31 protein-coding genes and 1 tRNA gene are annotated in these 26,362 nt (G+C 45.0%); 17 read left to right on the top strand and 15 right to left on the bottom strand.

Annotated features, from left to right (window positions below):
- Nucleotides 1-81: 81 nt before the first annotated feature.
- Entirely contained in the window at nucleotides 82-744 is a 663-nt protein-coding gene (gene dprA / locus IC571_RS10420; RefSeq protein WP_215316592.1) for a DNA-processing protein DprA, read from the bottom strand.
- A gap of 95 nt (nucleotides 745-839) precedes the next feature.
- Between dprA and def the strand changes: the two genes are divergently transcribed.
- The 7 genes from def (at nucleotide 840) to IC571_RS10385 (ending at nucleotide 9,547) form a co-directional block, all read left to right on the top strand.
- Nucleotides 840-1,355 (top strand): peptide deformylase, encoded by a 516-nt coding sequence (gene def, locus IC571_RS10415; RefSeq protein WP_215316590.1) that lies wholly within the window; start codon nucleotides 840-842, stop codon nucleotides 1,353-1,355.
- A 7-nt stretch (nucleotides 1,356-1,362) separates the two neighbouring features.
- The gene (fmt, locus tag IC571_RS10410; RefSeq protein WP_215316588.1) at nucleotides 1,363-2,373 is read left to right on the top strand and encodes a methionyl-tRNA formyltransferase; all 1,011 of its coding nucleotides are present in this window, start codon (nucleotides 1,363-1,365) and stop codon (nucleotides 2,371-2,373) included.
- A complete protein-coding gene (gene rsmB, locus IC571_RS10405) occupies nucleotides 2,370-3,689 on the top strand; it encodes a 16S rRNA (cytosine(967)-C(5))-methyltransferase RsmB (RefSeq protein WP_251373418.1) in 1,320 nt (439 codons plus the stop codon). Before fmt ends, rsmB begins: the two co-directional genes overlap by 4 nt.
- Nucleotides 3,686-4,267, top strand: a complete 582-nt coding sequence (locus IC571_RS10400; RefSeq protein ID WP_251373415.1) for a DUF4390 domain-containing protein — start codon at nucleotides 3,686-3,688, stop codon at nucleotides 4,265-4,267. Before rsmB ends, IC571_RS10400 begins: the two co-directional genes overlap by 4 nt.
- Before the next feature lie 3 nt (nucleotides 4,268-4,270).
- Nucleotides 4,271-6,550: an ATP-binding protein gene (locus tag IC571_RS10395; protein WP_215316586.1), complete on the top strand. Its 2,280-nt coding sequence runs from the start codon at nucleotides 4,271-4,273 to the stop codon at nucleotides 6,548-6,550.
- Between the two features lie 2 nt (nucleotides 6,551-6,552).
- On the top strand, nucleotides 6,553-7,236 hold the full coding sequence (locus IC571_RS10390; protein WP_215316585.1) for a response regulator: 684 nt from the start codon (nucleotides 6,553-6,555) through the stop codon (nucleotides 7,234-7,236).
- Nucleotides 7,237-7,342: 106 nt separating this feature from the next.
- Nucleotides 7,343-9,547, top strand: a complete 2,205-nt coding sequence (locus IC571_RS10385; RefSeq protein WP_215316584.1) for an OsmC domain/YcaO domain-containing protein — start codon at nucleotides 7,343-7,345, stop codon at nucleotides 9,545-9,547.
- Between the two features lie 146 nt (nucleotides 9,548-9,693).
- Here the strand turns inward: IC571_RS10385 and IC571_RS10380 are convergent, their stop codons facing one another.
- From IC571_RS10380 to IC571_RS10370, 3 genes are all read right to left on the bottom strand, one after another.
- The gene (locus IC571_RS10380) at nucleotides 9,694-9,969 is read right to left on the bottom strand and encodes a hypothetical protein (RefSeq protein WP_215316583.1); all 276 of its coding nucleotides are present in this window, start codon (nucleotides 9,967-9,969) and stop codon (nucleotides 9,694-9,696) included.
- The gene (locus tag IC571_RS10375) at nucleotides 9,969-10,235 is read right to left on the bottom strand and encodes a hypothetical protein (protein WP_215316582.1); all 267 of its coding nucleotides are present in this window, start codon (nucleotides 10,233-10,235) and stop codon (nucleotides 9,969-9,971) included. The genes IC571_RS10380 and IC571_RS10375 overlap by 1 nt, the downstream gene beginning before the upstream one ends.
- Before the next feature lie 70 nt (nucleotides 10,236-10,305).
- Nucleotides 10,306-10,494: a cysteine-rich CWC family protein gene (locus tag IC571_RS10370; RefSeq protein ID WP_215316581.1), complete on the bottom strand. Its 189-nt coding sequence runs from the start codon at nucleotides 10,492-10,494 to the stop codon at nucleotides 10,306-10,308.
- A gap of 178 nt (nucleotides 10,495-10,672) precedes the next feature.
- Between IC571_RS10370 and IC571_RS10365 the strand changes: the two genes are divergently transcribed.
- The 3 genes from IC571_RS10365 (at nucleotide 10,673) to IC571_RS10355 (ending at nucleotide 12,224) form a co-directional block, all read left to right on the top strand.
- Nucleotides 10,673-10,748: transfer RNA gene (locus IC571_RS10365), tRNA-Phe, on the top strand.
- 120 nt (nucleotides 10,749-10,868) lie between these two features.
- On the top strand, nucleotides 10,869-11,795 hold the full coding sequence (locus IC571_RS10360) for an alpha/beta fold hydrolase (protein WP_215316580.1): 927 nt from the start codon (nucleotides 10,869-10,871) through the stop codon (nucleotides 11,793-11,795).
- A 3-nt stretch (nucleotides 11,796-11,798) separates the two neighbouring features.
- A complete protein-coding gene (locus IC571_RS10355) occupies nucleotides 11,799-12,224 on the top strand; it encodes a thioesterase family protein (RefSeq protein WP_215316579.1) in 426 nt (141 codons plus the stop codon).
- Between the two features lie 37 nt (nucleotides 12,225-12,261).
- On the opposite strand, the gene IC571_RS10350 is transcribed toward IC571_RS10355, so the two are convergent.
- Nucleotides 12,262-12,642: a hypothetical protein gene (locus tag IC571_RS10350; protein ID WP_215316578.1), complete on the bottom strand. Its 381-nt coding sequence runs from the start codon at nucleotides 12,640-12,642 to the stop codon at nucleotides 12,262-12,264.
- Between IC571_RS10350 and IC571_RS10345 the strand changes: the two genes are divergently transcribed.
- The gene (locus IC571_RS10345) at nucleotides 12,641-13,237 is read left to right on the top strand and encodes a hypothetical protein (RefSeq protein ID WP_215316577.1); all 597 of its coding nucleotides are present in this window, start codon (nucleotides 12,641-12,643) and stop codon (nucleotides 13,235-13,237) included. The genes IC571_RS10350 and IC571_RS10345 overlap by 2 nt on opposite strands.
- A gap of 29 nt (nucleotides 13,238-13,266) precedes the next feature.
- Here the strand turns inward: IC571_RS10345 and IC571_RS10340 are convergent, their stop codons facing one another.
- On the bottom strand, nucleotides 13,267-13,758 hold the full coding sequence (locus IC571_RS10340) for a Dps family protein (RefSeq protein ID WP_215316576.1): 492 nt from the start codon (nucleotides 13,756-13,758) through the stop codon (nucleotides 13,267-13,269).
- 370 nt (nucleotides 13,759-14,128) lie between these two features.
- Here IC571_RS10340 and IC571_RS10335 point away from each other — a divergent pair, with 370 nt between their 5' ends.
- A complete protein-coding gene (locus tag IC571_RS10335; RefSeq protein ID WP_251373413.1) occupies nucleotides 14,129-14,923 on the top strand; it encodes a substrate-binding domain-containing protein in 795 nt (264 codons plus the stop codon).
- 72 nt (nucleotides 14,924-14,995) lie between these two features.
- Here IC571_RS10335 and IC571_RS10330 read toward each other — a convergent pair whose 3' ends face one another.
- The 4 genes from IC571_RS10330 to IC571_RS10315 are packed head-to-tail and all read right to left on the bottom strand — an operon-like array spanning nucleotide 14,996 to nucleotide 17,353.
- Nucleotides 14,996-15,778: a MipA/OmpV family protein gene (locus IC571_RS10330; protein WP_215316575.1), complete on the bottom strand. Its 783-nt coding sequence runs from the start codon at nucleotides 15,776-15,778 to the stop codon at nucleotides 14,996-14,998.
- Nucleotides 15,779-15,805: 27 nt separating this feature from the next.
- Nucleotides 15,806-16,450 carry a histidine phosphatase family protein gene (locus tag IC571_RS10325; protein ID WP_215316574.1) on the bottom strand — a complete coding sequence of 215 codons (645 nt, stop codon included), beginning with the start codon at nucleotides 16,448-16,450 and terminating at the stop codon, nucleotides 15,806-15,808.
- A 1-nt stretch (nucleotide 16,451) separates the two neighbouring features.
- On the bottom strand, nucleotides 16,452-16,847 hold the full coding sequence (locus IC571_RS10320) for a GNAT family N-acetyltransferase (RefSeq protein ID WP_215316573.1): 396 nt from the start codon (nucleotides 16,845-16,847) through the stop codon (nucleotides 16,452-16,454).
- A gap of 2 nt (nucleotides 16,848-16,849) precedes the next feature.
- A complete protein-coding gene (locus tag IC571_RS10315) occupies nucleotides 16,850-17,353 on the bottom strand; it encodes an MOSC domain-containing protein (protein WP_251373410.1) in 504 nt (167 codons plus the stop codon).
- 75 nt (nucleotides 17,354-17,428) lie between these two features.
- Between IC571_RS10315 and IC571_RS10310 the strand changes: the two genes are divergently transcribed.
- The 3 genes from IC571_RS10310 to IC571_RS10300 all read left to right on the top strand — a co-directional run bounded on the left by IC571_RS10310 (nucleotide 17,429) and on the right by IC571_RS10300 (nucleotide 18,776).
- The gene (locus IC571_RS10310) at nucleotides 17,429-18,301 is read left to right on the top strand and encodes a DMT family transporter (protein ID WP_215316571.1); all 873 of its coding nucleotides are present in this window, start codon (nucleotides 17,429-17,431) and stop codon (nucleotides 18,299-18,301) included.
- Between the two features lie 62 nt (nucleotides 18,302-18,363).
- On the top strand, nucleotides 18,364-18,543 hold the full coding sequence (locus IC571_RS10305) for a DUF2798 domain-containing protein (RefSeq protein ID WP_251373407.1): 180 nt from the start codon (nucleotides 18,364-18,366) through the stop codon (nucleotides 18,541-18,543).
- Between the two features lie 2 nt (nucleotides 18,544-18,545).
- Nucleotides 18,546-18,776 (top strand): hypothetical protein, encoded by a 231-nt coding sequence (locus tag IC571_RS10300; protein ID WP_215316568.1) that lies wholly within the window; start codon nucleotides 18,546-18,548, stop codon nucleotides 18,774-18,776.
- 7 nt (nucleotides 18,777-18,783) lie between these two features.
- On the opposite strand, the gene IC571_RS10295 is transcribed toward IC571_RS10300, so the two are convergent.
- Together IC571_RS10295 and IC571_RS10290 are read right to left on the bottom strand one after the other, a co-directional pair.
- Entirely contained in the window at nucleotides 18,784-20,412 is a 1,629-nt protein-coding gene (locus IC571_RS10295; RefSeq protein WP_215317909.1) for a peptide chain release factor 3, read from the bottom strand.
- 56 nt (nucleotides 20,413-20,468) lie between these two features.
- The gene (locus tag IC571_RS10290; RefSeq protein ID WP_215317908.1) at nucleotides 20,469-21,206 is read right to left on the bottom strand and encodes a pseudouridine synthase; all 738 of its coding nucleotides are present in this window, start codon (nucleotides 21,204-21,206) and stop codon (nucleotides 20,469-20,471) included.
- A gap of 99 nt (nucleotides 21,207-21,305) precedes the next feature.
- Here IC571_RS10290 and IC571_RS10285 point away from each other — a divergent pair, with 99 nt between their 5' ends.
- Together IC571_RS10285 and IC571_RS10280 are read left to right on the top strand one after the other, a co-directional pair.
- Nucleotides 21,306-22,634, top strand: a complete 1,329-nt coding sequence (locus IC571_RS10285; protein ID WP_215316566.1) for a dicarboxylate/amino acid:cation symporter — start codon at nucleotides 21,306-21,308, stop codon at nucleotides 22,632-22,634.
- 20 nt (nucleotides 22,635-22,654) lie between these two features.
- A complete protein-coding gene (locus IC571_RS10280; RefSeq protein ID WP_215316564.1) occupies nucleotides 22,655-23,266 on the top strand; it encodes a carboxymuconolactone decarboxylase family protein in 612 nt (203 codons plus the stop codon).
- Between the two features lies 1 nt (nucleotide 23,267).
- Here the strand turns inward: IC571_RS10280 and IC571_RS10275 are convergent, their stop codons facing one another.
- Genes IC571_RS10275 through IC571_RS10265 form a run of 3 tightly spaced genes read right to left on the bottom strand, consistent with a single transcriptional unit; the run spans nucleotide 23,268 to nucleotide 26,328 of the window.
- Complete coding sequence (locus IC571_RS10275) at nucleotides 23,268-24,686, bottom strand: protein kinase (RefSeq protein WP_215316562.1); 1,419 nt, start codon at nucleotides 24,684-24,686, stop codon at nucleotides 23,268-23,270.
- 3 nt (nucleotides 24,687-24,689) lie between these two features.
- Complete coding sequence (locus tag IC571_RS10270) at nucleotides 24,690-25,442, bottom strand: metallophosphoesterase (protein ID WP_215316560.1); 753 nt, start codon at nucleotides 25,440-25,442, stop codon at nucleotides 24,690-24,692.
- Nucleotides 25,443-25,467: 25 nt separating this feature from the next.
- On the bottom strand, nucleotides 25,468-26,328 hold the full coding sequence (locus tag IC571_RS10265; protein ID WP_251373404.1) for a lipid A biosynthesis acyltransferase: 861 nt from the start codon (nucleotides 26,326-26,328) through the stop codon (nucleotides 25,468-25,470).
- Nucleotides 26,329-26,362 lie beyond the last annotated feature (34 nt).

Genomic DNA, 26,362 nt, shown 5'->3' with positions numbered 1-26,362 from the left:
TTATTAACCGATAAATCTAGAAATGTCCAAAAAGCCCCTATTTTTGGACCGCAACTTAAGGAAAACCGCATTTTTTACCCTTTAAATGCTGTTTTTATCAAAAATGAGCTCTTCCAACACCTCTTTTGGCTTGCAAACCAATTTGGCGCCCTGCTGAATGAGTTGGTGGCAGCCCGCATAAAGTGGGTCATGTGCGGGGCCGGGTAGTGCAAAAACCTCTCGCCCCAGATCTGCGGCAATTCGTGCGGTTATCAGTGAGCCAGAATGTTCTGCTGCCTCGATTACAACTACGCCCAAAGCCAGGGCGGCAATAATTCGATTCCGCCTGGGAAAGTGGAAGGGTTTGGGCCCCACTCCGGGGTCTAGCTCAGAAATTAATAAGCCTCGTTGACAAATATTGGCGGCCAATTCTCGATGTTCTTTTGGGTAAACAGTGTCTAGGCCTGTCCCACAAACAGCTGCAGTGAAATGCTTGCCGGGTGCGTTTATTGTGGCGCGATGGGCGGCACCATCTATGCCTCTGGCTAGCCCAGAAATGATCAGGGCCCCAGATTGGGCGAGTTGATTTGCAAATAAGGCCGCATTCCTGAGACCGTTGGCGCTCGCTTGACGGGATCCAATGACGGCAATCATGGGCATCTTCAGTAAGTCTAGATTGCCGCATATATATAGGGGACTGGGAGGGTCAAACAAATCATTTAGGCGTGGCGGATAGTTTGCATCCTTTCGGAATAGTGTGTGCATAGCGGTTTTGAATTGAGGGTTGAATTAATCATTTTGAAGATTAGGGAAATGCATGCAATTGGGACAGACGGATTGCTCTGTTGGATAATTCCTACATGGCCTTATTAAATGTCCTTAGCTATCCTGATCCGCGCTTGCACAAGGTTGCCAAACCGGTTGCAGCTGTAGACGCGCGCATTAAAAAAATAGTGGCTGATATGGCTGAAACAATGTACGAAGCGCCAGGTGTGGGCTTGGCAGCTACTCAAGTTGATATTCATGAGCGTATTGTTGTTATCGACGTCTCGGATGACCAAAATGAATTGATGGTTTTTATCAACCCTGAAATTGTTTGGGCAAGTCCTGAGAAAAAAATTTGGCGCGAGGGTTGTCTTTCAGTGCCCGAATTCTACGATGAGGTAGAGCGCCCTGCGCAGGTCAAAGTGAAAGCCTTAGACCTCGATGGAAAAGAGTTTGAAATTGAAGCCGATGGGTTATTGGCAGTTTGTTTGCAACACGAACTAGATCATTTGCAAGGCAAAGTATTTGTTGAGTATCTTTCTTTGTTGAAACGTAGTCGCATCTCGCAAAAGATGAAAAAGCGCAGCAAAGAATTGCTTGGTCAGCGCTAGCGCCCGCATGAAAATTGTTTTTGCTGGCACTCCCGAATTTGCAGCGCAAGCAATGCGCGCGATTGATGAAGCGGGTCATGAGATTGTTCTTGTTCTAACACAGCCCGATCGTCGCGCTGGTCGGGGTATGCATTTGCAGGCTAGCCCAGTGAAACAGTTTGCTATAGCAAAAAATATTCCCGTACTGCAGCCAGAGACGCTTAGGCGTAATGTCGTTGATCCTCAGAAAAAAATTCAGGCTGAAGATGCATATAAGAAGCTCTTGGAAATAGATTTTGATGCGATGGTGGTAGTTGCTTACGGCTTGATTTTGCCCCAAGAAATCTTGGACATCAGCGAGCGTACTGGCAGACATGGAAGTTTTAATATTCATGCCTCGCTTTTGCCCCGTTGGCGAGGGGCGGCACCTATTCAGCGCGCTATTGAGTCTGGGGACTCTAAAACGGGCGTTTGCATTATGCAGATGGATGCTGGTTTGGACGCTGGCGATACCGTGATGGTAGAAGAGTTTGATATTCATCCGAATGAAACCAGCGCTAGCTTGCATGACAGGCTGGCTGCATTGGGTGCGAAATTAATCGTGAAGACTCTAGACCAGCTCGAACGTAGTGATCAACTGCAAAGAAGTCCACAAGCAAGCCAAGGAATTACTTACGCAGAAAAAATTACAAAAGATGAGGCTGAGGTTGACTGGAGCAAGAGCGCTCAAGAAATCGATGCCCGAATTCGGGCGTTCAATCCATTCCCTGGGGCTAGTAGCTCGATTGGCTACTTAACTTTTAAGCTATGGGACTCCCGTATTCCCAAAGAGACACCCAGCGGGGAAAGAGCTAGCGCGGGCCAAGTGCTTGGATTTAGCAATGAGAGTGTTTTTGTAAAGTGCGGCACTGGCGTCATTGAAATTTTAGAAATGCAAAAGCCTGGTGGGAAAAGAATCCAAGCAAAACTGTGCTTACAAGGCTTATGCGAAGTCGGTGAAGTTTTGCGCTTCCAAGTTAAAGAAAATTCTCGCTCTTGAGTACATTGCCTTTGGAAGATCAAAAGACTTCACTCAATCTCCCCTTGTCTGAAGCGATTACGATTTCAGCGCAAGCAATAGGCGAGGTTATGAGTGGTCGATCGTTAACAGAGGTGCTGGAACAATTAGATTCGCATGAGCGACCAATTGTTCAGAGCCTAAGCTTCAATGCGCTGCGTAAATGGGTGCGCTCACAGGAATTGATGAAGCAATTGATTCCCAAAAATCCGCCACCTGAGGTCGGCCATTTATTGAGTGTCGCAATCGCACTGTTTTTGCAAGACAGTAATGACGGTAAGGGCTATGCCAGCCATACGATTGTTGATCAGGCGGTGAGGGCATGTGGAGAGTATGACAAGACCATGTATGCCAAGGGCTTAGTAAATGCGGTATTGCGTAAAGTAAGCTTTGCAACACAAGCCTCAGAGTATCCTCCCGATCCTATTCCAATGTATGTTCCTCCTTGGTGGAGAGCAAATCTCAAGCGAAATTATTCAAAGCAGTGGCAATCAATTTTGTTTGCTCAAGCAAAGCGTGCTCCACTCATTTTGCGAGTCAATCAAAAGCAATATTCTCGTGAGCAATATCAATCATTGTTAGATGAAGTAGGCATTGCTTTTTCTGCCGTGAAATCCCTTGCAGGATTTGCATTGCCAAGTGCCCTGTTGCTCCCTAACCCGGTACCAGTTTCGGATTTGCCCGGTTTTTATAGTGGCGCAGTTTCTGTGCAAGATAGCGGCGCTCAGTTGGCCGCAAGTTTGTTGTCTCCTGCCCCGAATGATTTGGTATTGGACGCTTGCTCTGCGCCCGGTGGAAAAACTGCGCACATATTGGAGTTGGCGGATTGTCAGATGGTGGCGCTTGAAATTGATGAAGCGCGACTTGGAAAAATTAATGGCAATTTAGATCGACTTCGTTTGCATTCTGAGAAAGTAAAAGTGCTGCGCGGTGATGCATCAAAATCTACTTGGTGGGATGGCGCTCTCTTTGACAAAATTTTGCTAGATGCCCCATGCTCTGCATCGGGCATTGTTGCAAGGCATCCAGATATTCCTTTTTTACGGCGACAGTCCGATATCCCAGCTTTACAAAAGAAGCAGCGTGAAATATTGGCCCAGGCGTGGGAAGTGCTAAAGCCCGAAGGCTTGCTTTTATATGTAACCTGCTCGGTATTTCCTGAAGAGGGGGAAGATCAGGCAATTTGGTTTGCGCAGCAGCATGCCAATGCGTTACGATTAGACGCTCCAGGACAGCTTTTACCCACCGAGGTAAATGACGGTTTTTACTATGCTTTGTTTAAGAAAAATGGGCGATGAGCCAAAGAATTAAGCAATTCATCCTTTTGGGTTTGATGGCGTTGAGTTTAATTTCAACAACCGTCAATGCTGAGGGCATCAAAATCAAATCTTTTGAGTTAGAAAAGGTTGATAGCGATTGGGTGTTGAGTGCTGCTTTTCAAATTGAACTTTCTCCAGGCTTAGAAGATGCTGTGCAGAAAGGCGTGGTTCTTTATTTTCAAACGGATTTTGATTTAGTGCGTTCTCGTTGGTATTGGTTTGATGAGAAATCTGTCTCTATGCAAAGACAAACGCGATTGTCATATCAACCGCTTACTCAGCAATATCGGATTGCCTCAGAAGGACTCACATTTTCGGCCAGAACCATATCTGAGGCATTACAGGCGGTTGGAAGCATTGGTGGTTGGCGGGTCATCGAAGGCAGTCAAATTGACCCAAGTAAATCTTATAGTGCTAGCTTGCGCATGAGTCTAGATTTAAGCAAGTTGCCAAAGCCATTTCAAGTCAATGCACTGAATAACCGTGAGTGGAATGTTTCAAGCGATTGGTTGCATTTCCCATTTTCAGCAAATAGCCCTAGCCCAATTAAGCGATAAGTGATGAGAGAGACTTTCGCGCCGCAGAAGCCAAGCTTTTTTGATTCCAAGCTATGGCGTAAAAAAATACTGCCCGGGGCAATAGGACTCATCGGCGCTTTCGCTCTTCTATTGCTGATCTTGCTTTCGATTGCCTCATCCAATACTGAGTTTTTTGATCGTTATTTCATTTGGCTTTACGCAGCCAATCTGATTATTGGGGCCTCGTTAATTCTGGTCATCTTGGTGCTTGCTATTGTGATTGCGGTGCGTTGGCATCGCGGTCATTTTGGAACGCGCCTGATTGCAAAGTTGGCGATGATTTTTGCTTTAGTGGGCATTGTTCCCGGCTTAATTTTGTATGGCGTGTCACTTCAGTTCGTTTCGCGAAGCATCGAGACTTGGTTTGATGTGCAAGTTGAGTCGGCCCTCAATTCAGGCTTAGAGTTGGGTCGCGTGACCTTGCGCGTGGCACAGGAAGAGATCTTGGGCGAAGGCAACTTTATCGCCGAGCAAATTGCGCAAGTTCCATCAGGCACGAGCTCAGAGCAGGTCGGCGCCATGGTGATGAAAATTCGCAATCAGTTTGGCATTCAAGAAGTCAGCCTGTTTACTATGCAGCGCAGTTTAATATTTTCGAGCGAACTAAAGTCGAAGAAGTATTTGCCTGCGCCAAGTCCAGACGTTGTCGCTGAAGCATTTAAAAAGAAAGGCGTGACCTTTCTGGACCAGGTTGAAATGGACGGTGGTCAACGAGGTTATCGTGTGCGGGCAATTGTTCCCGTTGTGCGTCAGAAGGCGATGGTAAGTAAGGGCGCGGATGACCGGTATTTTTTACAGCTGGTGCGCTATATACCAATGCCACTGGCTAAAAATATTTACGCAGTTGAGTCTGCTTATAGTGAATATCAGGAAAAATCCTTAGGGCGAACTGGCCTGCGCAAAATGTTTGTGGGCACCTTAACGCTAACCCTCTTTTTTGCTTTGTTTGTTGCGGTGACTTTGGCTTTGTTATTGGGCCGTCAATTGGCTCGACCGTTACTCATGCTGCTCAAGGGTACGCAGGCGGTTGCACAGGGCGACTTATCACCTAAGCCAGAGTTGGACACTGGCGATGAATTGGGAATGCTAACCAGACAATTCAATGTCATGACCAAGCAGTTGGCAGATACTCGTACATCGCTACAAGAGTCCAAGGCTTTCTTGGAAAAAGTTCTGGGGAGCCTTACAGCAGGGGTTTGTATTTTTGATAGAAATTACAATGTTGTTTCAAGCAATGCGGGCGCAGACCGAATTTTTGCTCAAGACTTAACCCTGCTTGATGGAAAGCCCTTAAGCAATAATCCCGCGCTGGTCGAGTTCGAGGAAGCCATTAAAGAAGGCTTTGCTACGATGAAGCTTGCTGTTACCGAAAGCGGTTCAGAGAACACGGTTGCGCCTATTTGGCAAAAACAGATCCAGCTTCAAACAAGCAATGAATATGAAAATGAATTGGGCGTGACCTTGTTTGTGCGTGGCACCCAATTAACTGACGATCTACGCATGGTCGTGTTTGACGATATTACGGATGTGGTGAGCGCTCAAAGATCTATTGCTTGGAGCGAGGTTGCCCGACGCTTGGCTCACGAGATAAAAAATCCACTTACCCCGATTCAGCTATCCGCAGAGCGCTTGCAGCATAAGTTAGCCGGCAAGCTCAGCGTTGAGCAGGAAGAGATGATGAATCGTAGCACCGAGACGATTATTAGTCAGGTGCAGGCGATGAAGGAAATGGTCAATGACTTCCGAGATTTTGCCAAGACTCCAACACCCCAATTAAAGCCGGTTTCAATTAATACGCTGACTTCAGAAATTTTGGGCCTTTACGAGGGTAGCTCAATACGAACACAGCTTGATCCCCGTTGCCCCAGCATCATGGGGGATCCGACTCAACTGAGACAAGTCATTCATAATTTGCTTCAGAATGCCCAAGATTCCACTTTGGAAGGAAATAGGCAGGCAGATCCAGTGGAGGTTAAAACGGAACTGGTTTCTTATGGGGAACAAAGCGGTGCAACACAAAATGCAGTTCGCTTAACAATAAGTGATAGTGGCGTTGGATTTCCAGCTAAGATATTGGCAAGAGCATTTGAGCCTTACGTTACTACGAAGACCAAAGGCACAGGATTGGGTTTGGCTGTAGTCAAAAAGATTATTGATGATCACGGTGCCAAAATAGAAATTCGGAATCGTATGCAGGGAGAAGAAGTGGTTGGCGCGCAAGTATCCATTTTGTTTATGAACTTAGCAAAAGAGGCTGCCTAAGTATGGCGAGTATTTTGGTTGTTGATGATGAGATGGGAATTCGTGAGCTTCTCAATGAGATCCTCACGGACGAAGGCCATACTGTGTATGCTGCTGAAAGCGCAGTACAGGCGCGTACCATTCGCGAACAAATGCGACCCGATTTAGTTCTGCTCGATATTTGGATGCCAGATACCGACGGCATTACTTTGCTGAAGGAATGGTCGAAGACTGGTCAATTGACAATGCCGGTTGTAATGATGTCAGGCCACGCAACCATTGATACCGCCGTAGAGGCAACTCGTATCGGCGCATTAAATTTTTTAGAAAAGCCAATCGCCTTACAAAAGCTATTAAAGACAGTTAGCAAAGCATTAGAGAGTTCACCAAAACAGGTTGAGCCCGTTGAAGAAAAAACACTTGCTGCAGGAGCTTCGGCTAGTGCCACATCAAAACCTTCAGCTGCCGAGCCAGTTTCTGCTCCCCTTGAAGGTGAGTACATTAGCGGAATTGCGAAGACCTATTTTGATTTACCTTTGAGAGAGGCTCGCGATCTTTTTGAGAAGGCCTATTTCGAGCATCAAATGCAAATCATGGGCGGTAGTATGACCAAGATTTCAGAGTACACAGGCCTAGAGAGAACACACTTGTATCGGAAATTGAAGGCTCTTGGTATCGATACCTCTCGCAATAAGGGTGAGCAATAAAGACCTATAAATAATTTGTCAAAATTGTTTGGCAAATTATTTGCATGAGTTTTTGAAGTCACCTCCTTACTCATGCTAACGGCACATCATATTCGGAATTACTTCTATGGAAATTAAAGTCAACTTTCTTGACAAGCTTCGCCTAGAGGCTAAGTTTGACGACTTTACCGTAATTGCTGACCAGCCCATCCGCTATAAAGGCGATGGCTCGGCGCCTGGCCCATTTGATTATTTCTTAGCATCCTCTGCTTTATGCGCCGCATATTTTGTAAAGCTGTATTGCGATACACGAAATATCTCCACTGAAAATATTCGCCTCTCGCAAAATAACATTGTTGACCCTGAAAATCGCTATCAACAGATTTTCAAAATTCAAGTTGAGTTGCCTGAAGATATTTCCGCAGTAGATCGCCAGGGAATTTTGCGATCTATTGAACGCTGTACTGTAAAAAAGGTAGTGCAAGCCGGTCCAGAGTTCGTGATCGAAGAGGTGAAGAATCTAGATGCGGACGCTCAGACTTTATTAACCTTAAAGCCAGCTGTCGATAAAAGCACTTTTATTGTTGGTAAAGATTTGCCACTAGAGCAAACCATCGCCAATATGTCCAGCGTTTTGGCGAACCTTGGGATTAAGATTGAGATTGCTTCCTGGCGTAATCTCATCCCAAATGTATGGTCTTTACACATCCGTGATGCACACTCGCCCATGTGTTTTACCAATGGCAAGGGCTCAACAAAAGAGAGTGCTCTAGCCTCGGCCTTGGGCGAATATATTGAAAGGCTGAGCAACAACCATTTTTATGCTGGCGCATATTGGGGCGAAGATATCGCCAATAAACCATTTGTTCATTACCCGAATGAGTGCTGGTTCAAGCCAGGCATAAAAGATGCATTACCTCCTGAAATTCTGGATGAATATTGCTTAAGCATTTTTAATTCGGATGGTGAGTTACGTGGTTCACATTTAATCGATACGAATTCTGGAAATGCTGAACGAGGCATTTGTGCTTTGCCATATGTTCGTCAATCAGACGGCAAGACGGTTTATTTTCCGACGAACTTAATTGAAAATTTGTACGTTAGTAACGGTATGAGTGCGGGCAATACTTTGGCCGAAGCCCAAGTGCAATGTTTATCAGAAATATTTGAGCGCGCGGTCAAAAGAGAAATTTTGGAAGGTGAGATTGCTTTGCCTGACGTGCCACGAACAGTGCTTGAAAAGTACCCAAGCATCTTGGCGGGTATTCAGGGGCTAGAAGAACAAGGGTTTCCAGTCTTGGTAAAGGACGCTTCGCTTGGAGGTGTTTATCCAGTGATGTGCGTTACTCTCATGAATCCCCGAACTGGGGGGGTATTTGCCTCTTTTGGGGCTCACCCAAGCTTGGAGGTTGCCTTAGAGCGAAGCTTAACTGAACTACTTCAAGGTCGAAGCTTGGAGGGTTTGAATGATTTGCCCCCACCCACTTTTGCAAGTGAGGCAGTAACTGAGCCCAATAACTTCGTTGAACACTTTATCGATTCAAGCGGAATCGTGTCGTGGCGCTTTTTTAGTGCAAAGGCTAATTATCAATTTGTTGAATGGGATTTTTCTGGTCACGGTGTGGACTCTAATGAGCAAGAGGCAGCAACATTATTTGGCATTCTTAAAAACATGGGTAAAGAAGCTTATGTTGCTGTGTACGATCAACTGGGTGCAATCGCTTGCAGAATTCTCGTGCCCAACTATTCCGAGATCTATCCAGTAGAAGATCTGGTGTGGGACAACACAAACAAAGCATTGTTATTCCGCCACGACATTTTGAATTTACATACATTAAGCGATGCAAAACTTAGTCTATTGCTTGATCGACTAGAGAATAACGAGCTTGATGAGTATGGAGATGTTGCCACGCTGATCGGTGTCGAGTTTGATGAGAATACCCCTTGGGGCCAATTAACAGTTTTAGAGCTGAAACTATTAATTCAGTTAGCACTGAAAAATTTTGATGAAGCACAAGAGCTGGTGGGCGCTTTTCTTCAATACAACGACAACACGGTTGAGCGCAAATTGTTTTATCAGGCCCTCAATGCGGCCCTAGAAATAGCGCTTAATGAAGATTTGGCGTTGGAGGACTATGAGACAAACCTTCGTCGAATGTTTGGTAATGAGCGTATGGATGCAGTGCTGGGCTCGCTAAATGGCTTAGTGCGCTTTTATGGATTGACCCCAACTAGCATCAAGCTAGAGGGCCTCGACCGGCACCATCGCCTGCTCGACAGCTATGGGAAATTACATGCTGCCCGCTCAAAGGCGATAACTGCCTCTAGTTAGCGTTAGTAGCCCTCTATCCAATAGGTCTAAGCAAGCAAGACCCACCGCCCGCCAAGCTCCGAATCTATTGGCCTCCATCGGTTTCACATACCCCCCAAATGGCATCGACAGTGTTGAGTTGGCGAGATATTTTTTGAATAATTGAATTAATACACAGCATCGTGATCACCAACATTGATCAAAACAATTTCAATTTCTGTGATGATCATTTCAATGACAATGCGATATTTCAAATTAATAGAAATGCTTTGTAATCCATCTAGCTTCCCCGTTAAGCCATGGAGACGTAAAGAGGGATGATGGGGGTTGAGTTCAAGCAACTCTAAAGTTTTAGCGTATTGCTTCTCAGCATCGGGATGGCGCTTTAAAAATTTAGCAGCACGCTTGTTGTATTGATCGGTAAAAATTAATTGCCAAGTCATTACGTGGCTTTGTTGATTTGCTTTAAGCGCTTGATATGTTGCGCCACAGTTTCTTTAACAAACTTACCATTGGTTAAATCAGCTTTAGATTCAGCTAAAGCAGCTTCAAGCTCACATTCACGCAGATATTGATATTGTTGCTGGTTCATCACCACATATTTCACTTGTCCGCGTACAGTTACAGGCGCTTCTAGCTGACCCAGTAGCGCGTCTTCAATGGCTTTAATGCCTTTGGTCTTTAAATCATTGGCTACGACAGCACCCATAATCACCCCTTTAATAACACGATTAATAATATTGTATATGGGATTATTGGTTTACACAAGCGCCCATTAACTAGGTGCTTAATTTCTTCAAACAATCCTTATACAAGCATTGATCTTTTGATTTTTCTTTCAATGCCTCATTTAGCTTGGCTTTATCTACTGGCATATCAAAACACCGGCATTTTTTATTGCCGCCAATTTGATAGTTGTTAGCCCTTTCGTAGACCGGGCAAATAGTTCCAATATCTTCCGTTCTCATGCCTCGATGCCAAGAGGTTGGATGGATAGAAGACGATCAATCCTCTGCTCCATCACTCTCACCATCAGCAGGATGAAATATCCTAACCAGCTAGGATTTACAAGGTTTTACTAAGGGTTGGCTACAGCCATCATATTTAGACAGCATAAGAAACAGTTTGCGTATAATAGTCAGTCTTGGCCTGGTAGCTCAGTCGGTAGAGCAGAGGATTGAAAATCCTTGTGTCGGTGGTTCGATTCCGCCCCGGGCCACCAAGAAATACCAAAACCACCTTCGGGTGGTTTTTCTTTTTGATTTCCGATTAATTCCCCGCGTATTTGAAACCAGGCGCCCATGGATTGTTTTAAGATGGCCTGAAATTCTTTGGAAAATAAATGAATCATTACTTTATCGGTATCCGTACCCTTGTGGGCTTATCTTTTGTGTTGCTGTTGGTCTCGTTTGGGTTTGCTGGCCCAGTCCAAGCTCAATTCAAGGCAGAGGTTAAATATGCTCAGGTTGGGGAAGTGAGGCTTGCTTACTACACCCGTGGTCAGGGCGATGCCATGATTTTGATTAATGGGTATTCGGCAACGATGAGCATGTGGGATCCGGCTTTGATTGATGAGTTATCCAAAAACAATACTTTGATACTGTTTGATAATCGCGGCATTGGACTATCTGGCGATACTAAAGAAAATAAAACCACTATGGTTCAGATGGCTGATGATGCCGCTGGGCTGGTAAAAGCGCTTGGTTATAAAAAAGCCAATGTCCTGGGCTGGTCAATGGGGGCCCGTGTTGCGCAACAGTTTTTGATTAGACATTCCGACTTGGTTATTAAAGGCATTCTTTGTGCTCCAAACCCGGGCGGCAAGTATCAGGTCAAAGCAAGTAAAAAGACCGAGGAGGAGTTAAACAATCCCCATTTATCAGTTATGGAAAATGTCGCACTTCTGTTCCCGAATAATGAAGCTGGAAAACAAGCTGCTAAAGATGCGTTAGCAAGGGAGCAGGCTGCGAAATTGGCGGGAACCATTCCTGATGATTTTGTTATTTCTAAAGAATCTAAGTTACGGCAAACTCGGGCAAGAACAACCCTATGGGATGCGGACAATAAGAACTTCGTTGATTTAAAGAATGTCAAGGTTCCCGTCTTGGTGGCAGATGGTCAATATGACATTCTTGATGTTCCCAAAAATTCACAAATCATTGCGAATCAGATCCCATTTGCATGGTTAGCCTATTTTGATGGCGGCCATGCGTTTTTATTTCAGCAACATCAGAAATTCGCTGAAACTCTTAATGCTTTTATGAGGTAAGCCATGAAAGAATCTTTGCAGCCCGGCATTCAATACGAACATAAATTCAAAATCCCCAAGTCCAAAACAGTTCCGTCTTTGTACCCCGAGTCCGAAGAGTTTGTGGTAATGCCTGATGTATTTGCTACCGGTTTTCTGGTGGGCTTTTTAGAGTGGGCCTGTATTAAAGCAATTAACCCGCATTTGGATTGGCCACAAGAGCAAACATTGGGAACCCATATTAATGTGAGTCATGAGGCAGCGACCCCTGTTGGTCTGGAGGTCACTGCTAAAGTCAAATTAATTGCTGTAGATGGAAAAAAATTAACGTTTGAAGTTGAAGCTCACGACGGGGTCGATTTAATTTCCAAGGGGCTACATGAGCGATTTGTTATTAATCGACAAAAGTTTGACGAGCGCATAAAAACAAAAGCAAAGAATATTGTTTAAAGCGCTACTCTAAGGCTGTCCTGCTAAGCAAACCCTATTAGGCATTTACTGCTTTTTCTAAGACCTGGCTTAATCCGGCAAAATATTTTGTCGATTTTTTTGTTAGCTCAATTTGCTTTACTCTGCCATCGCTGGTCGATTTTAGTTTTAGATAGCCATCATCTACTAGGGCATGAAGTCTTTTGTGAAGAGTGGCCTGGGATCCCAGTTGGCTAAGCATGAGAATGTCGCCCACCACAATCTTGCCTTTGTTTAAAACAATATGTTTGCTGATGTGTTCAAGAATATCTTTGCTTAGGGAGTCCAAGGGTTTTTCATTGGGATTGATCAGCGTATCTGCTAGATGCAAAAACCGTAGGTAAGAATTAGTCATTTTAGAATGGTCTCCTCTTTTTAAGTATGATGGGTCTGTGCCCATGTTTTCAATAAATCAAATACGACTGCCCATTATCCTCCTAAAAATAGGAGTGCCGTTCTGCCTATATTTTTTCACCTTATATGTCGTTAAAGCTTTTCCGGCGCTAGAGAATCGACCTGAACTAAGTTACTTCATTTATCTTCCCGCCGGCATTAAGGTGCTTTCGGTGCTCATTTTTGGTTGGATGGCCGCTATCGGCGTAGGCTTGGCAGTATTTATCAGGCTACTGATTTTTCAGCCAGAGCAACATTGGTATATATGGTTAACGGTTGCGGTGGTCGGAAGCATTGTTCTGCTTCTTGCGGTGAATTTAACACTCAAGGGGCTTGGTATTGCACGGGATCTACATAACTTGAAATACCGTGATGTTGTTACGCTAGCCCTATTTGCCAGTATCGCCCATGGATTTAGTTATACCTATGTGATCTTTATTGTTCATCACCATCCTTTTGACAACTTCATGCGTGAAAGCATGATTATTGTCATGGGCGGTTTTTTTGGAAACATGTTGGTTATCGGCCTGTTGACCTACTTTGCCCAACACAGTCGATGGTTGCAGCATCAAATCCAGCGACTCAATAAAAATGGCGCCTAGATTGGCCTGAAATCCAAAGGCGCCAGAATTTATTCCTCAAGCAGACTTCTAAGCATCCATGCAGTTTTTTCATGAACATCTTGTCTTTGAGTAAGCAAATCAGCCGTTGGTTGATCACTTGCTTTTTCTACCAATGGAAATAATTTACGGGCTGTCTTCGCCGTTGCTTCCTGTGCTTTTACAAGCAACTTAACCATCTCCATTGCTTTTGGAGTTCCCTGTACCTCATCAATAGAAGTTAGCTTGGCGAATTCTTTGTAGGTTCCTGGTGCCGGCTCACCCAGGGCCCTGATTCGCTCCGCGATTAAATCAAGCGCCGCCCATTGCTCCGTATATTGAGCCATGAACATGGTGTGAAGGGTATTAAACATTGGCCCCTTAACATTCCAGTGGAAGTTATGGGTCATTAAGTAAAGGGAATAACTGTCAGCCAAAAGCGCTGATAGGCCTTTGGCTATCGCCTTACGATCTTTTTCGCTAATTCCAATATCAATTGCAGTTTTGTTTGATTTTGTAGCCATGGTCATGTCTCCTTTAGTCAACGAACACCATAGGATCATTATGATGAAATTATTTATTATTGGCTTAACAAATAATTTTGATTTCATTAATCTGAAAAATCGATAATATAAATAATTCGTATACGATTAGATAGGCACTATTTTTGGAAATACAAATAAACGAGGGCTTATGAAAAGATTTGGTTTAATGATTTTTGTTCTTGGAATGACGATTGGTCTGAGCGCATGTCTTGCAAGCACGACATCGCCAGTCGGAGTGAATTGCGATTTCAGTCAAGAAAAACCATTGTGGGAAATGCCGGTCGCTTGTCAGGGCAGGTAGTGGGCAGCGCGAGTGAGAAACAATCGCTTTAATTTAGAGGCTTAAAAAATGAGACCGATCATCTGTATTAAGCATGCCATCTTAGTCGTACTTATTGGCTTGTTTGGCATCACCTCAGTACTTGCGGCTGATATTCAGGTGATCACCTCTGGAGCATTCGCAGAAGCATTGAAGGCATTGGTGCCAGAGTATGAAAAACAATCGCCCAATAAAGTAATTATTTCTTATGGCTCATCAATGGGCGCTGCACCAGACTCTATTCCATCAAGACTGGCAAGAAACGAGCAATTTGATGTGTTGATTCTGGCTGGGCCCGCATTAGAGGGTTTTATTAAGAGTGGAGCGGTGCAGCCTGGCAGTCGCGTAGATTTGGTTGCTTCAGTCATTGGTGCCGCAGTAAAGGCGGGCGCCCCCAAACCAGATATCAGTACGGTCCCAGCCCTAAAGCAAGCTTTGCTCAATGCAAAATCTGTGGCTTATTCAGCTAGTGCGAGCGGAACGTATTTATCTACCGAGCTTTTTCCTAAATTAGGAATTGCGGAGCAGATGAACAAAACTGCAAAGAAAATTTATAGCGAGCGCATTGGCACAGTGGTTGCAAGAGGTGATGCAGAGCTAGGGTTTCAGCAGGTGAGTGAATTAATTCCCATTCCTGGAATCGATTTCATTGGAGAGATTCCTCCCGAGGTTCAGCAAACAGTTTTGTTTTCCGCTGGAATTACGAATAATGTGGCAAACCTGAATGCTTCAAGAGAGCTCATTGCATTTTTAGCTTCACCCAAAGCGGCTCCTACCATTCAGAAGGCTGGACTTAAGCCGATGTTGCCTGCATTGCCCTGGTAAATTCAATTTAGGTTGATATAGCGGGCGCGTAGTTGCTGCGTTGCTTATCTATTCGGATTTGTATTGGCGTGCTTACTTAAAGCGATAAGCTAGTGCCGCAAAAATATTATCTTGGAATGAGCGATTCATGACGGGGCTGTTATTGATGCCGTTGCCCAACCATTTGCGACGCCCATAGAGATTGACATACCAGTTATCTACTACGGGAATTTCTACCATGAAGCCAGCGATTAAATTATTGGTCGCTGGCGCAACATAGGCGCCATAGCCCGTTGCATTTGCTTCACCAGTATTCATGCCATAGTAATAATTAGCGTACTGGCTAGACTGTCTTTCAATCCCCAGCTCTGGATATACAACGATATTTTTGTAAGTTTCGACCTCAGCAAAATATAAAAGCTCATATAGAGCACCATGAGATTTGCCAAAGTCATGATAGGCGTTCGCAAAAAATCCACCAATAGGAGTTTCTTGATAAGTACCAATGCCAAGAGGAATAGGGTCGCTACGATTGATCGATGCACCATTAAATGGCGATTTGACTTTATAAGTGTTCAGGTCGATCTTCCCAATAAGCTCAAGGTAGCCATTGCCTAATTCAAACGTTTTTATTCCGACCTCATCAATCCGGACAAAGAATCGCTTGTAATCAAAAAACGCATATGGGAGCACTAAAGATTGCGTTCCTTCTGTACCGATATGCATATTCGAGCTATAGACCGCAAGCCCGATATCACCAACGATTCGATCAGGAAGGCCGTTGGGCACGTCAACTGGCTCTAAATCTGCAGCAGAGGCAGAAATAGATAGTGCGATGGCTATTAGGCTAGTCAATAGCTTAATCATGAATTTCATGCCAACATCATAGGCTATTTTGGTATGCTAAAGATCTAAATTGTCGAGAGCCACGTTTTTTAAGTGACTAGTATCAGCCCACTTGTCGACTTGCCAAGTTTGGCCATTATGACGAATCCAATTTAGGGATGCATTAGGTACAGCCACAGCTTTTTCAGATTCTAGAGATTGACTGCTTGCTAGTCGATACATCATATCTAGCGCACCGCCATGACTCACCAACAATATAGTTTTGCCTTCATGCCGCATTCGAATATTTTCTAGGGCGGTATGAATGCGGTTAGCAAATTGTTTGATACTTTCCCCGCCTTCTAACGGGTGATCAAGATTGCGGCTCAGGTGAATAGACCAGAGTTCTGGTTTGATCTGTGGAGCCTCGTCAATAGTCAGGCCTTGAAGTGCTCCAAGATGACGTTCTCGGAGCGCCTGATCTGAAAGAGATTTCACCCCAAATTGAGTTTCTATTGCTCCCGCCGTGTTGGCGGCTCGTTGCAGGTCGCTGGAATATAAAACATCAAATTGCAAATTAATTGCTTTAAGAGCCTTCGCCATTTGTGCTGCTTGGGCAAGCCCATGTTGATTTAGTGGAATATCGGTATGCCCTTGCAGGCGTCGCGCGACATTCCAGTCAGTTTCACCATGACGGACTAAGCAAAAGCGAGTGATTTTCATACTAATTTTTCAGCGTCCAAGCCCGCGGGTTGTGTTCAAAGCCAATATGCTCGTAGTATTCATTCGCTTTTGGCGCTGCTAGCAGAACAATCATGCAGTTGGGACCCAATCGTTTTTTAGTTTGTGCAATGAGCTCTTTGCCAACCCCTTTGCGTTGATATTGCTCATCAACCGCAAGATCGGCCAAATATGCAACATATGCAAAATCAGTCAGTGAGCGTGAAATTCCAATCAGCTTATTGCCATCCCATGCCGTGATGGTGAGATTGGCATTTTCTAGCATTGCCTCAAAAGTTTCTTTGCTATTAATTGGTCGACGCTCTCCAAGTGTGGAGCGGACATACAAATCAATGGCTTCTTCGGCAGTAACTGTAGCGTCATCTCGATACTGAATCATGATCAATCCTTTATTTGTAAGCGCAATATATCGCCCACCGAAATTTCTCCAGCCAGAATAATTTCTGCCCTTAAGCCACCTCGCCCTTCAAATGCATCCATAAAGCTTGGTTTGCCCAAGAGCTGAGCGGGTCTTTCACAAGGCGTACACAACTCAACACCTTTCAGAATTAGTACTCCTAATGCAAATGTTTTGCCAACCAATAGATTGAGATCATCCGCGCTCATGTTGCTAATAACAATATTTCTACGGGTTTGCGAGGCATCAAAAGTCGGCTCTTCTCCGGCCAAAAGCCACTCATTAGCGATAGCTATACCCGATTCAGCGATGAGACTGAGATGGCGTATTTTGCTGGGAGTTGTATCTGAGTAAGCGCCCTTACCATTGGCATATCGATCACCTTGAATCCCGGTCAGCGTGATTTTGGCTTTAGACAGCGACTGCATGGTTGCGCCAGCGTTTGGGGCAATATAGATAGCCTGGATGTAGGGCAATTTTGTACTCATGGGTATTTGTATATTACAGCGCATCGACAGTGCTTTATTAATACAATGATCTCAAATACATCAAAAGGGACAAGAGTGAATCAAGAGAGCAAGGGGATGCTGATTGGCTTTATTGGCATTCTGATTTTTAGTTTGACCTTGCCAGTAAGTAAGATTGCCGTCTTGAGTTTTGACCCTTATTTCATTGCATTTGGAAGGGCGTTTTTGGCCGGACTAGTTGCTTTGGCCTATCTCATTTATAAAGCAGATCCATTGCCCCAAAAATCCGATTGGATCAAATTTATCGTCATTGCTCTTGGGGTTGTATTCGGCTTTCCAATATTCACTACTGTGGCAATGAAAGAGGGATCCTCATCACATGGGGCGGTCATTTTAGGCATGATGCCTTTGGCCACCACCGTAATTGGCGTCATCCGTTTTAAAGAACGTCCATCAATTGGTTTTTGGCTAGTGTCTCTGCTCGGCGCTGCATTGGTTGTGGTTTATGCATTGTTAAAAAGTTCGGGAAGCTTTACTTATATCGATGGCTTATTAGTGGCGGGTGGTATTTGCGCTTGCATCGGATATGTTGAGGGTGGAGAGTTGTCACGCCGCATGAATCCACGTGCGGTGATTTCTTGGGCTTTGGTAGTGTCTTTGCCAATTAACGCCATCGTTGCCTACTATCTATTTGCTCCAGACTATTGGGGTGCTGGTTCGTTCGCTTGGACAAGTTTTATTTATTTAAGCCTATTCCCCATGTTTCTTGGCTTCTTCTTTTGGTATGAGGGCCTTGCGGTTGGCGGCATTGCCAGGGTCAGTCAGGTTCAGCTCATACAACCGTTTTGCACATTAGTGGCCGCCAGCGTTTTATTGGGCGATCATTTGACCATGATGAATATGGTGTTTGCATTCTTGGTGGTTTCAACAGTTATCCTAAGTAAAAGAATGCTAGTAAAGCGTACCTAATATATATTCAAAAGATGATCAACCTTCCCAATCTTATTTTTGCTCTGGTGATGGGCTTTTTAATGTCTGCCAGCATCACACTCGCAACAACATTTGTGCGTATCGGCGCAGTAGAAAATTTCTTTGCGCTATGGCTAGAGGTGTGGCTGGTTGCCTATCCCGTTGCAATCGTTTGTATATTGGCTTATAGACCTTTAGCAACAAAAATAACCGCCGCAGTTCTTGAAAAGCTAAAGAGCTAAGCATGAAAATTCTTGGCTTATTGATAAGTATTTTTGCGCTAGGAGCTTGTACGCCGGTATACACGGATGCATCAGATTCAAACCATGTCACTTTTTTGAATGCAGATGGCGAGTCAATTGATCAATTGACTCAAAAGGCAAATGCTTACTGTGCTCAGTATGGCAAGGTGGCCAAGTACAAAAGTGGCGACTCTTCCCTGGCAACAGTCTTTAGTTGTAACTCCGTGCGCTGATGTTGGATTAGCCGGCTAAGTCGGATTGATAAATGAGGCCGGCGTGTTCTCTTAAGGCGTGGAACTGAATCGATTCCCAACGTTGTTGAGCCACATCTAACTCAGACTTGTGAGACGCTAGAAATACTGGCGCCCCAACAACATCTTCCGCCATGCGATGAATGTTTTCTTGGGTAAATTTTTTTAATGCCACTGGATCATCAGAGCTGACCCAACGGGCAAGACTATAACGCGCTGGTAGTAGACGAACTTCAGCGCCGTACTCTGTCTGGAGGCGGTGGCTAACCACTTCAAATTGCAGCTGTCCAAATGCGCCCAACAACATGATGCCCCCTGCCATCGGACGAAATACCTGGATAGCGCCTTCTTCGCCAAGTTGCATGAGTCCGGTGCGTAATTGCTTGGAGCGTAATGGATCGGCTGATTCAACTAGTCGGAAAATTTCTGGGGCGAAGAACGGTAGCCCAGTAAATTGCAGTTGTTCACCCTCGGTCAGCGTATCGCCTAAGCGCAATAAGCCGTGATTTGGTAAGCCAATAATGTCGCCTGGAAAGGCTTCATCTAAGATATCGCGCCGCTGCGATAAAAATGAAAGCGCATTGTTAGTGCGAACTTCTTTTCCATTGCGACAAATCTTCAGCTTCATGCCGCGCTCAAAATGACCCGAGCAAATTCGCAAGAACGCCACGCGATCGCGATGAGCGGGATCCATGTTTGCTTGAATCTTAAAAACCACTGCTGAGAATTTATTTTCTGCTGGACTAACTTCACGTTGAAGTGCTTTGCGACCACCAGGAGAAGGGGCAAGCTCAACCAGGGTGTTCAAAATTTCTCGCACACCAAAGTTATTAATTGCGGAGCCAAAGAATACGGGAGATTGGCGGCCTGCCAGGAAAGCCTCACGATCAAATGCTGGCATCGCTTCTTTAATCAGCTCGACTTCTCCCAAAGCATTTTCAAGATCGATACCAAGGCGCTCTTTAAGTGCTGGATCATTGATGTCTACCACCGCATGAGAGTCTTCGGTGACGCGGTCTTCGCCAGCCTTGAACATGCGCATGCGATTATTGGCAATATCAATCACGCCGGCAAACGATTTGCCCATACCAACAGGCCAGGTAAATGGCACAACTTCAATGCCAAGTGCGGATTCAATTTCATCCATTAACTCCATCGGCGGCTTTACTTCGCGATCCATTTTGTTAATGAAGGTAACAATTGGCGTGTTGCGTGCGCGACAGACTTCCAGTAAGCGTAATGTTTGTGACTCCACACCATTCGCTGCATCGATTACCATCAAGGCAGAGTCAACCGCTGTAAGCACTCTATAGGTGTCTTCAGAGAAGTCTTGGTGACCTGGGGTATCTAGAAGATTAATAATGCAGTCGCGATATTCCATCTGCATCACCGAGCTTGCTACAGAGATGCCGCGCTGCTTTTCAATTTCCATCCAGTCAGATGTAGCGTGCCTACTGGCTTTACGCGCCTTAACGCTTCCAGCAATCTGAATCGCTCCCGCATAAAGCAATAGCTTCTCAGTTAGCGTTGTTTTACCTGCATCTGGGTGAGAGATGATGGCAAAGCTGCGACGTCTAAGTACTTCTGCGGCGGGGGTGCTGTGGGTATTGGTTTCGATGGTAATTCTGCGCTGATTGATCTAGTTCGGTGGCAATTATAAGCGGGCAAGCCCCTCTAGAATTGCTCTCCTGGCTTTAGATAGCGCCATTGGCCAGGCGGTAGAGGGCCCAAAGAAATACGCCCCATACGTACACGTTTTAATCCAAGTACTCTTAAGCCCACCATTTCACACATACGACGAATTTGACGTTTGCGACCTTCTCGTAAAACGAAGCGTAATTGATCCTCATTTTGCCAGCTGACTTGAGCAGGTTTGAGTGCGACACCATCTAGTGAGAGACCATGTTTTAGGCGATCCAAATCTTCATATGAAAGCCTGCCTTCCACGCGCACCAAATATTCTTTTTCAATTGGACTGTTCTCTCCAATGAGGAGTTTGGCAATTCGACCATCTTGAGTTAGAACGAGTAAACCCGTAGAGTCAATATCCAAGCGCCCTGCAGGCGCAAGACCTTTGGTGTTAAAGCGAGGACTTCGATTTTTATCGAGTGGATTGGCAAAATAATTTTCAGGCGTAATTAAAGATGCAGCAGGTTGATATTCTTGTTCGTCATCGTAATGAGATATAAAGCCAACGGGCTTGTTCAGAATGACCGTAATGCGAGATGCTTGTTGCGCCTTGGCTCCAGATTGCAGCTCAATTTTCTGATGACGATATGCGCGAACGCCTAGTTCATTGACCACTTCACCATCGACTGTAACCAGTCCTTGCTCAATATAAGAGTCAGCTTCGCGCCTAGAGCACAAACCAAGTTCTGACAGCAATTTAGAGACGCGTACTTTTTCTTCCATGGCTACATTATCCGATAAAGAGGCGTCTGTATTGATGCGAGGCAGCATTCGAGATTAGCTACACTAGAAGCCCCAAGACTAACGAATAAAGGAAGAGCCATGACGGTTACCTTAAAGAAGCCACCAATTTATAAAATTCTTTATTTTCAGGTTCTTGTGGCTGTGGCTTTAGGCGTTTTGCTTGGCCATTTTTACCCTTCGTTAGGAACGGATATGAAGCCTTTTGGGGATGCCTTTATTAAGGGCATCAAGATGCTTATCGCTCCTATTATTTTCTGTACTGTAGTGGTTGGTATTGCCGGCATGGAAGATATGAAGAAGGTTGGTAAGACTGGTGGTATTGCACTTTTGTACTTCGAGATTGTTAGTACGATTGCATTGATCGTAGGCCTCGTTGTAGTGAATGTATTGCAACCTGGTGCAGGGATGAATATTGACCCAACTACTCTGGATACCAAAGGAATCGCCGCTTATACCGGCCCAGGAAAAATGGGCACCACCACTGATTTTTTGCTCAACATTATTCCAAGTACAGCGGTTGATGCCTTTGCCAAAGGCGAAATTTTGCAAGTGCTTTTTATTGCGGTTCTATTTGGATTTGCTTTACATCGGTTTGGTGGCCGCGGAACTTTGGTATTTGATTTAATTGAAAAGTTCTCGCATGTCTTATTCGACATCATCGGCATCATCATGAAATTTGCACCAATTGGAGCGTTTGGTGCAATGGCATTCACGATTGGCAAGTACGGAGTGGGCTCCCTGTTCTCATTGGGCAAGTTAATGGGCTCTTTTTATTTAACTTGCTTGTTGTTTGTATTTATTGTCTTGGGAATCATTGCTCGTCTAAACGGGTTCAGCATTTTTAAGTTTGTTCGTTACATTAAAGAAGAGCTTTTAATTGTTTTGGGAACCTCTTCTTCCGAATCCGTCTTGCCACGCATGATGGAAAAAATGGAGCTCTTAGGCGCTAAAAAGAGTTGCGTGGGCTTGGTGATCCCGACGGGTTACTCGTTCAATTTGGATGGCACCTCGATTTACTTAACGATGGCTGCCGTATTTATTGCTCAGGCAACAGATACTCCAATGACAATCATGCAGCAAATAACGCTATTGCTGGTTCTGTTGCTAACCTCAAAAGGTGCAGCAGGAATTACGGGCAGCGGATTCATCGTCTTGGCCGCAACACTCTCCGCTGTGGGCAATGTTCCTGTTGCTGGCTTGGCAATTATTTTGGGAATTGATCGTTTTATGTCTGAGGCTCGCGCTTTAACGAACTTAGTTGGAAATGGCGTTGCCACTATCGTGGTTGCAAAGTGGACAGGCGAACTAGATAGTCGACAATTAACCGAAGTGCTCAATAAAGACAATTGGGTTGAGGCACAAGAGCCAGAGATTATCTTGGATCAAAAGCAAGAAACCATGAAGTGATCGGCATAACAAAGATGATTATGAGATTGTTATTTGCTGCCCTCATCTTTGTATTTTGGAATGGAGCGTTTGCGCAAACGCGTCTTCCTGATATCCCTCCAGAGCAATATACGGTTGAGCAACAAAAAGCTGCGCAGGAGTTTGAGCTCGCTCGTAAGAAGGCGCCTTGGGGCCCTTTTGCGATGCTGATGTACAGCCCGCAACTGATGAATAATGCCCGCGCCATGGGAGACTACCTGCGCTACAACTCTGCATTTGATGCTCGATTAAGTGAGTTCGCTATTTTGATTACAGCCCGTGAGTGGTCGCAAGATTACGAATGGTATGTGCACTACCCAATTGCTATTAAAGCCGGCCTAAAGCCTGAAATTGCACAAGCCTTAAAAGAGGGAAGAAGGCCCGAGGGCATGAGTGAAGACGAGACCATTGTTTATGACTTCACGATAGAGTTACAAAAAAATAAACAGGTTTCTAATGCAACTTTTGCAAAAACAGAAAGTCGCTTTGGTAAAAAGGGTGTCATTGATTTAGCAGGAATATCGGGTTACTACACTTTTCTGGCGATGGAGATGAATATGGCAAGGCACCCAATCCCGGCAAATGCTGAGCGCCTGCCGCGCTTACCGCAATAGATTAAGTTCTGACGATATGAACGCTACAAGGCGCCTCTTCGACAATCTTGGTCATTGAGGTTCGCCAGGGCGTTACCTTGTTTGGCAGTTTATGTGATGCGCCGATCAAGATAAGCGAAGCATCATTGTCTTTTGCGAATTCGACAATGCGTGATGCGGGGTCCATCGCTTCAAGTACGTGATACGAGATTCGTTCTGGCGGTAGCTTGAGTGGCTTTGCCCAATCCATCAATTGCACTAAGTGTCCACGAACAATGCCGCTTGCAGTCTCACTTTCGTGCTTACCTTCATAGGTAGGCGTACTTGCGATTGTGCTGATACAAACAAGCCGGCTCTCTGGATAAGCTTGCAATAAATTCTTCGCAGTAGTTTGCATTCTTTCGCGCAAATTTTCATCGGACTGACGAGTATCAATTGCCGCAATCATCAAAGGCGCATCATAATTTCCCATGCTCGGCTTGGGGCTTGGGGATGGCTCATAGCCTGCAGCTCTGAACATCCCTTTTAGATTTTCCCAGAAACTTGGCGGCTCAACTCGATCTGCGCGTTCGGTTAGGGTGACGCCCTCGGGGTCGCGTAACATTTGGCGTAAGCGAGCAGCACTTTGATAGCGATCTGCAGCGCGAGGCTCTAGGCAACGAAGCACGATTTCTTGCAGCCAACGGGGAATTTCTCGGCGAATGGCGCGCGGTGGAAATGGTTCTGCCCACATGCGTCTTCTGAGACCCGTCATGGTTTGAGGGTTTCCGAAAGGAAGTTCGCCAGTCAGGAGTTCATACATGATGGCACCAATCGAATAGATATCGCTGCGCGAGTCTGTCCGTATGCCAGCCACTTGTTCGGGAGAAATATAGGGGGCGGAGCCAACGCCCTTGCGCATCTCTTCAGCTAGTAAATCTGGAAAGCGATCGTGATGAGAGAGGCCGAAATCAATTAGCGTTAGTTTGCCTTTGTCATCAATCAGAATATTTTCTGGTTTGATATCTAAATGAATCGCATCCTGAGAATGTAGTGATTGAACTGCTTGCGCAAGGTCAGCCCCGATGCGAACAACCTCATCAATTGAAAATTCTTTACCCTCTTTAATTAAGTCTTCGAGCGGCCTTCCTTCCACTCTTTCCATTGCAATATATGGCCTTGTTGCCATATTGCCAGCGCCTAAAAATTTAGGCACATACGGGCTTTTTAAGGAGCGCAAAATAGTGAGCTCTGTTTCAAAACCAATCAGACTTTCTACGGGTTGATCTCTACCAACCCTTGGGATTTTCAATAGAATTGGAACGTCAATTCCTTCTTTGGTTGCCGAGAAAAGACTTGCCATGCCACCGCGATGCACCTCTTGCCCAAGAACAAAACCATCAACGACTTTGCCTTCTTGGAAGATATCGTCTACCGCTTCAATTTCAGTATTAATGGGCATAGCTTATTTGCCCGTAATTAAGCGATTGGCCAAATCCTCGGGAAGTCCCGCGCGTCGGACTTTATCGGCAGCTGTAAAGTGGTCATAAGCAGTGCGATGAAAAGTCAGCACTTCTGTTTCTGGCTCAAAAACTGCAAAACAAGCCTCAGGATTTCCATCCCTAGGTTGCCCAAGAGAGCCAACAACACCAACCCACTGACGATGCTGTAAAACGGGAATGTCATCCCCAGGATGTGGCGCAAAGCGAATGAGCTTGCCAACAGCACTTTGATAAAACAGCGCTTGCTCATGAGCATGACCTACAAAGGTATAGCTTTTGCCAGAGCTCTGAGCACATCGCCAGGCACTCATGCTATCGGTAACGTAGTTCCAGTCTGATGGGTTGTGTGCAGAAGCATGCACAAAGCAAATTTTTTCTTCATTAACAATCAACGGAAGATCTTTTAGGAACTGCACATGAGCATTGCTAAGTTTGCTCTTGGTCCATTCAATCGCAGCATTGGCGCTGGCGTTCATGTGATTGCGACTATCTTTGAATATCGCTTCATCATGATTACCAAGAATTGCCAATGCCCTTTTAGAGTCGACTAGTTCAGCAATTCTTTCAATGACCGCAATTGGGTCTGCGTTGTAGCCAACAAGATCGCCTAGAAAAACCATGCGAGTGACCCCGAGCTCTTCAGCTTTGGTCATGCAGGCCTCAAAAGCCTCTAAATTGCTGTGAAGATCGGCGAACAGCCCAATGCGCTCAGTCATCTTCTAATGATAGGACAAAAGTCCTTTACTTAGAAGGGTTGTAGGGATTTGTTTCGTGATTTGGGCGATTTTTGAATCGCTTGTGAACCCAGTAATATTCAGCAGGCCGTAGACGAATTTCATCTTCGAAATACTGATTTAAACGTGCTGTATCTGCTTTATGGTCGGCAGTGGGAAAGTCCTTCAATGGCTCACCAATTTTGCACAGATATCTAGACCTATCCTGATTCAGGGTAGTTGTCATTAAACAAACTTCAGCGCCAGTAATGTTTGCTAGGCGAGAAACAGTGGTAATCGTATTTGTTTCAATGCCAAAGAAGGGCACAAACTCAGAGTCCTTGAGTCCTAGGTCTATATCTGGCGCCACAATAATGCAGTCACCATTACGAATTTCGCGAATAATCGCCTTAGTATTTCCTTGTCGATCAATGGAATTACCTCCAAATCGATTACGCCATTCAATGATTTTTTGATTGAAGAAGGGATTCTTCATTCTTTGAAAAAATCCTGAGGTTCTTGGCCAATTCATGCGCTTTGCTAGCGCACTCAAAATAATGGCCCCCTCAATCCCTGTAAAGTGCATATTCACCAAAATGCGAGGTTTGCGGCTTGTCAAATCAACAGATGATTGCACTTCAATCAATTTCGAAAGCTGTTTTTCGCTACCTAGCCAAATAATACTTTTTTCTACTAGGCTTCGACCCAATAAGCGCCAATGCTCTTTTCTCAATAGATTGATCTGCGTTTCGCAAAGATCGGGAAAGCATAATTTCAAATTAATTTTGATTACGCGATTGCGATCGCTTGGAATGTTGGCTGCAATATATCCAAGTCCATAGCCAATCGATACCAGCACTCTATAAGGAAGTATTGACAGTAGCTTCAAGCATGCAATGCTTGCATGATTTGTAAAAGCGTTT

The organism is Polynucleobacter sp. MWH-UH2A (assembly GCF_018687195.1).
In the GTDB taxonomy this organism is placed as follows: domain Bacteria; phylum Pseudomonadota; class Gammaproteobacteria; order Burkholderiales; family Burkholderiaceae; genus Polynucleobacter.
This window is presented reverse-complemented; position numbering and strand designations above follow the sequence as displayed.

What these genes read in the sequence shown, in the direction of transcription:
- dprA (WP_215316592.1), bottom strand. Translation starts at nt 744, where the DNA reads ATGCACACACTATTCCGAAAGGATGCAAACTATCCGCCACGCCTAAAT.
- def (WP_215316590.1), top strand. Translation starts at nt 840, where the DNA reads ATGGCCTTATTAAATGTCCTTAGCTATCCTGATCCGCGCTTGCACAAG.
- fmt (WP_215316588.1), top strand. Translation starts at nt 1,363, where the DNA reads ATGAAAATTGTTTTTGCTGGCACTCCCGAATTTGCAGCGCAAGCAATG.
- IC571_RS10400 (WP_251373415.1), top strand. Translation starts at nt 3,686, where the DNA reads ATGAGCCAAAGAATTAAGCAATTCATCCTTTTGGGTTTGATGGCGTTG.
- IC571_RS10395 (WP_215316586.1), top strand. Translation starts at nt 4,271, where the DNA reads ATGAGAGAGACTTTCGCGCCGCAGAAGCCAAGCTTTTTTGATTCCAAG.
- IC571_RS10390 (WP_215316585.1), top strand. Translation starts at nt 6,553, where the DNA reads ATGGCGAGTATTTTGGTTGTTGATGATGAGATGGGAATTCGTGAGCTT.
- IC571_RS10385 (WP_215316584.1), top strand. Translation starts at nt 7,343, where the DNA reads ATGGAAATTAAAGTCAACTTTCTTGACAAGCTTCGCCTAGAGGCTAAG.
- IC571_RS10380 (WP_215316583.1), bottom strand. Translation starts at nt 9,969, where the DNA reads ATGACTTGGCAATTAATTTTTACCGATCAATACAACAAGCGTGCTGCT.
- IC571_RS10375 (WP_215316582.1), bottom strand. Translation starts at nt 10,235, where the DNA reads ATGGGTGCTGTCGTAGCCAATGATTTAAAGACCAAAGGCATTAAAGCC.
- IC571_RS10370 (WP_215316581.1), bottom strand. Translation starts at nt 10,494, where the DNA reads ATGAGAACGGAAGATATTGGAACTATTTGCCCGGTCTACGAAAGGGCT.
- IC571_RS10360 (WP_215316580.1), top strand. Translation starts at nt 10,869, where the DNA reads ATGAATCATTACTTTATCGGTATCCGTACCCTTGTGGGCTTATCTTTT.
- IC571_RS10355 (WP_215316579.1), top strand. Translation starts at nt 11,799, where the DNA reads ATGAAAGAATCTTTGCAGCCCGGCATTCAATACGAACATAAATTCAAA.
- IC571_RS10345 (WP_215316577.1), top strand. Translation starts at nt 12,641, where the DNA reads ATGTTTTCAATAAATCAAATACGACTGCCCATTATCCTCCTAAAAATA.
- IC571_RS10350 (WP_215316578.1), bottom strand. Translation starts at nt 12,642, where the DNA reads ATGGGCACAGACCCATCATACTTAAAAAGAGGAGACCATTCTAAAATG.
- IC571_RS10340 (WP_215316576.1), bottom strand. Translation starts at nt 13,758, where the DNA reads ATGGCTACAAAATCAAACAAAACTGCAATTGATATTGGAATTAGCGAA.
- IC571_RS10335 (WP_251373413.1), top strand. Translation starts at nt 14,129, where the DNA reads ATGAGACCGATCATCTGTATTAAGCATGCCATCTTAGTCGTACTTATT.
- IC571_RS10330 (WP_215316575.1), bottom strand. Translation starts at nt 15,778, where the DNA reads ATGAAATTCATGATTAAGCTATTGACTAGCCTAATAGCCATCGCACTA.
- IC571_RS10325 (WP_215316574.1), bottom strand. Translation starts at nt 16,450, where the DNA reads ATGAAAATCACTCGCTTTTGCTTAGTCCGTCATGGTGAAACTGACTGG.
- IC571_RS10320 (WP_215316573.1), bottom strand. Translation starts at nt 16,847, where the DNA reads ATGATTCAGTATCGAGATGACGCTACAGTTACTGCCGAAGAAGCCATT.
- IC571_RS10315 (WP_251373410.1), bottom strand. Translation starts at nt 17,353, where the DNA reads ATGAGTACAAAATTGCCCTACATCCAGGCTATCTATATTGCCCCAAAC.
- IC571_RS10305 (WP_251373407.1), top strand. Translation starts at nt 18,364, where the DNA reads ATGTCTGCCAGCATCACACTCGCAACAACATTTGTGCGTATCGGCGCA.
- IC571_RS10300 (WP_215316568.1), top strand. Translation starts at nt 18,546, where the DNA reads ATGAAAATTCTTGGCTTATTGATAAGTATTTTTGCGCTAGGAGCTTGT.
- IC571_RS10290 (WP_215317908.1), bottom strand. Translation starts at nt 21,206, where the DNA reads ATGGAAGAAAAAGTACGCGTCTCTAAATTGCTGTCAGAACTTGGTTTG.
- IC571_RS10285 (WP_215316566.1), top strand. Translation starts at nt 21,306, where the DNA reads ATGACGGTTACCTTAAAGAAGCCACCAATTTATAAAATTCTTTATTTT.
- IC571_RS10280 (WP_215316564.1), top strand. Translation starts at nt 22,655, where the DNA reads ATGAGATTGTTATTTGCTGCCCTCATCTTTGTATTTTGGAATGGAGCG.
- IC571_RS10275 (WP_215316562.1), bottom strand. Translation starts at nt 24,686, where the DNA reads ATGCCCATTAATACTGAAATTGAAGCGGTAGACGATATCTTCCAAGAA.
- IC571_RS10270 (WP_215316560.1), bottom strand. Translation starts at nt 25,442, where the DNA reads ATGACTGAGCGCATTGGGCTGTTCGCCGATCTTCACAGCAATTTAGAG.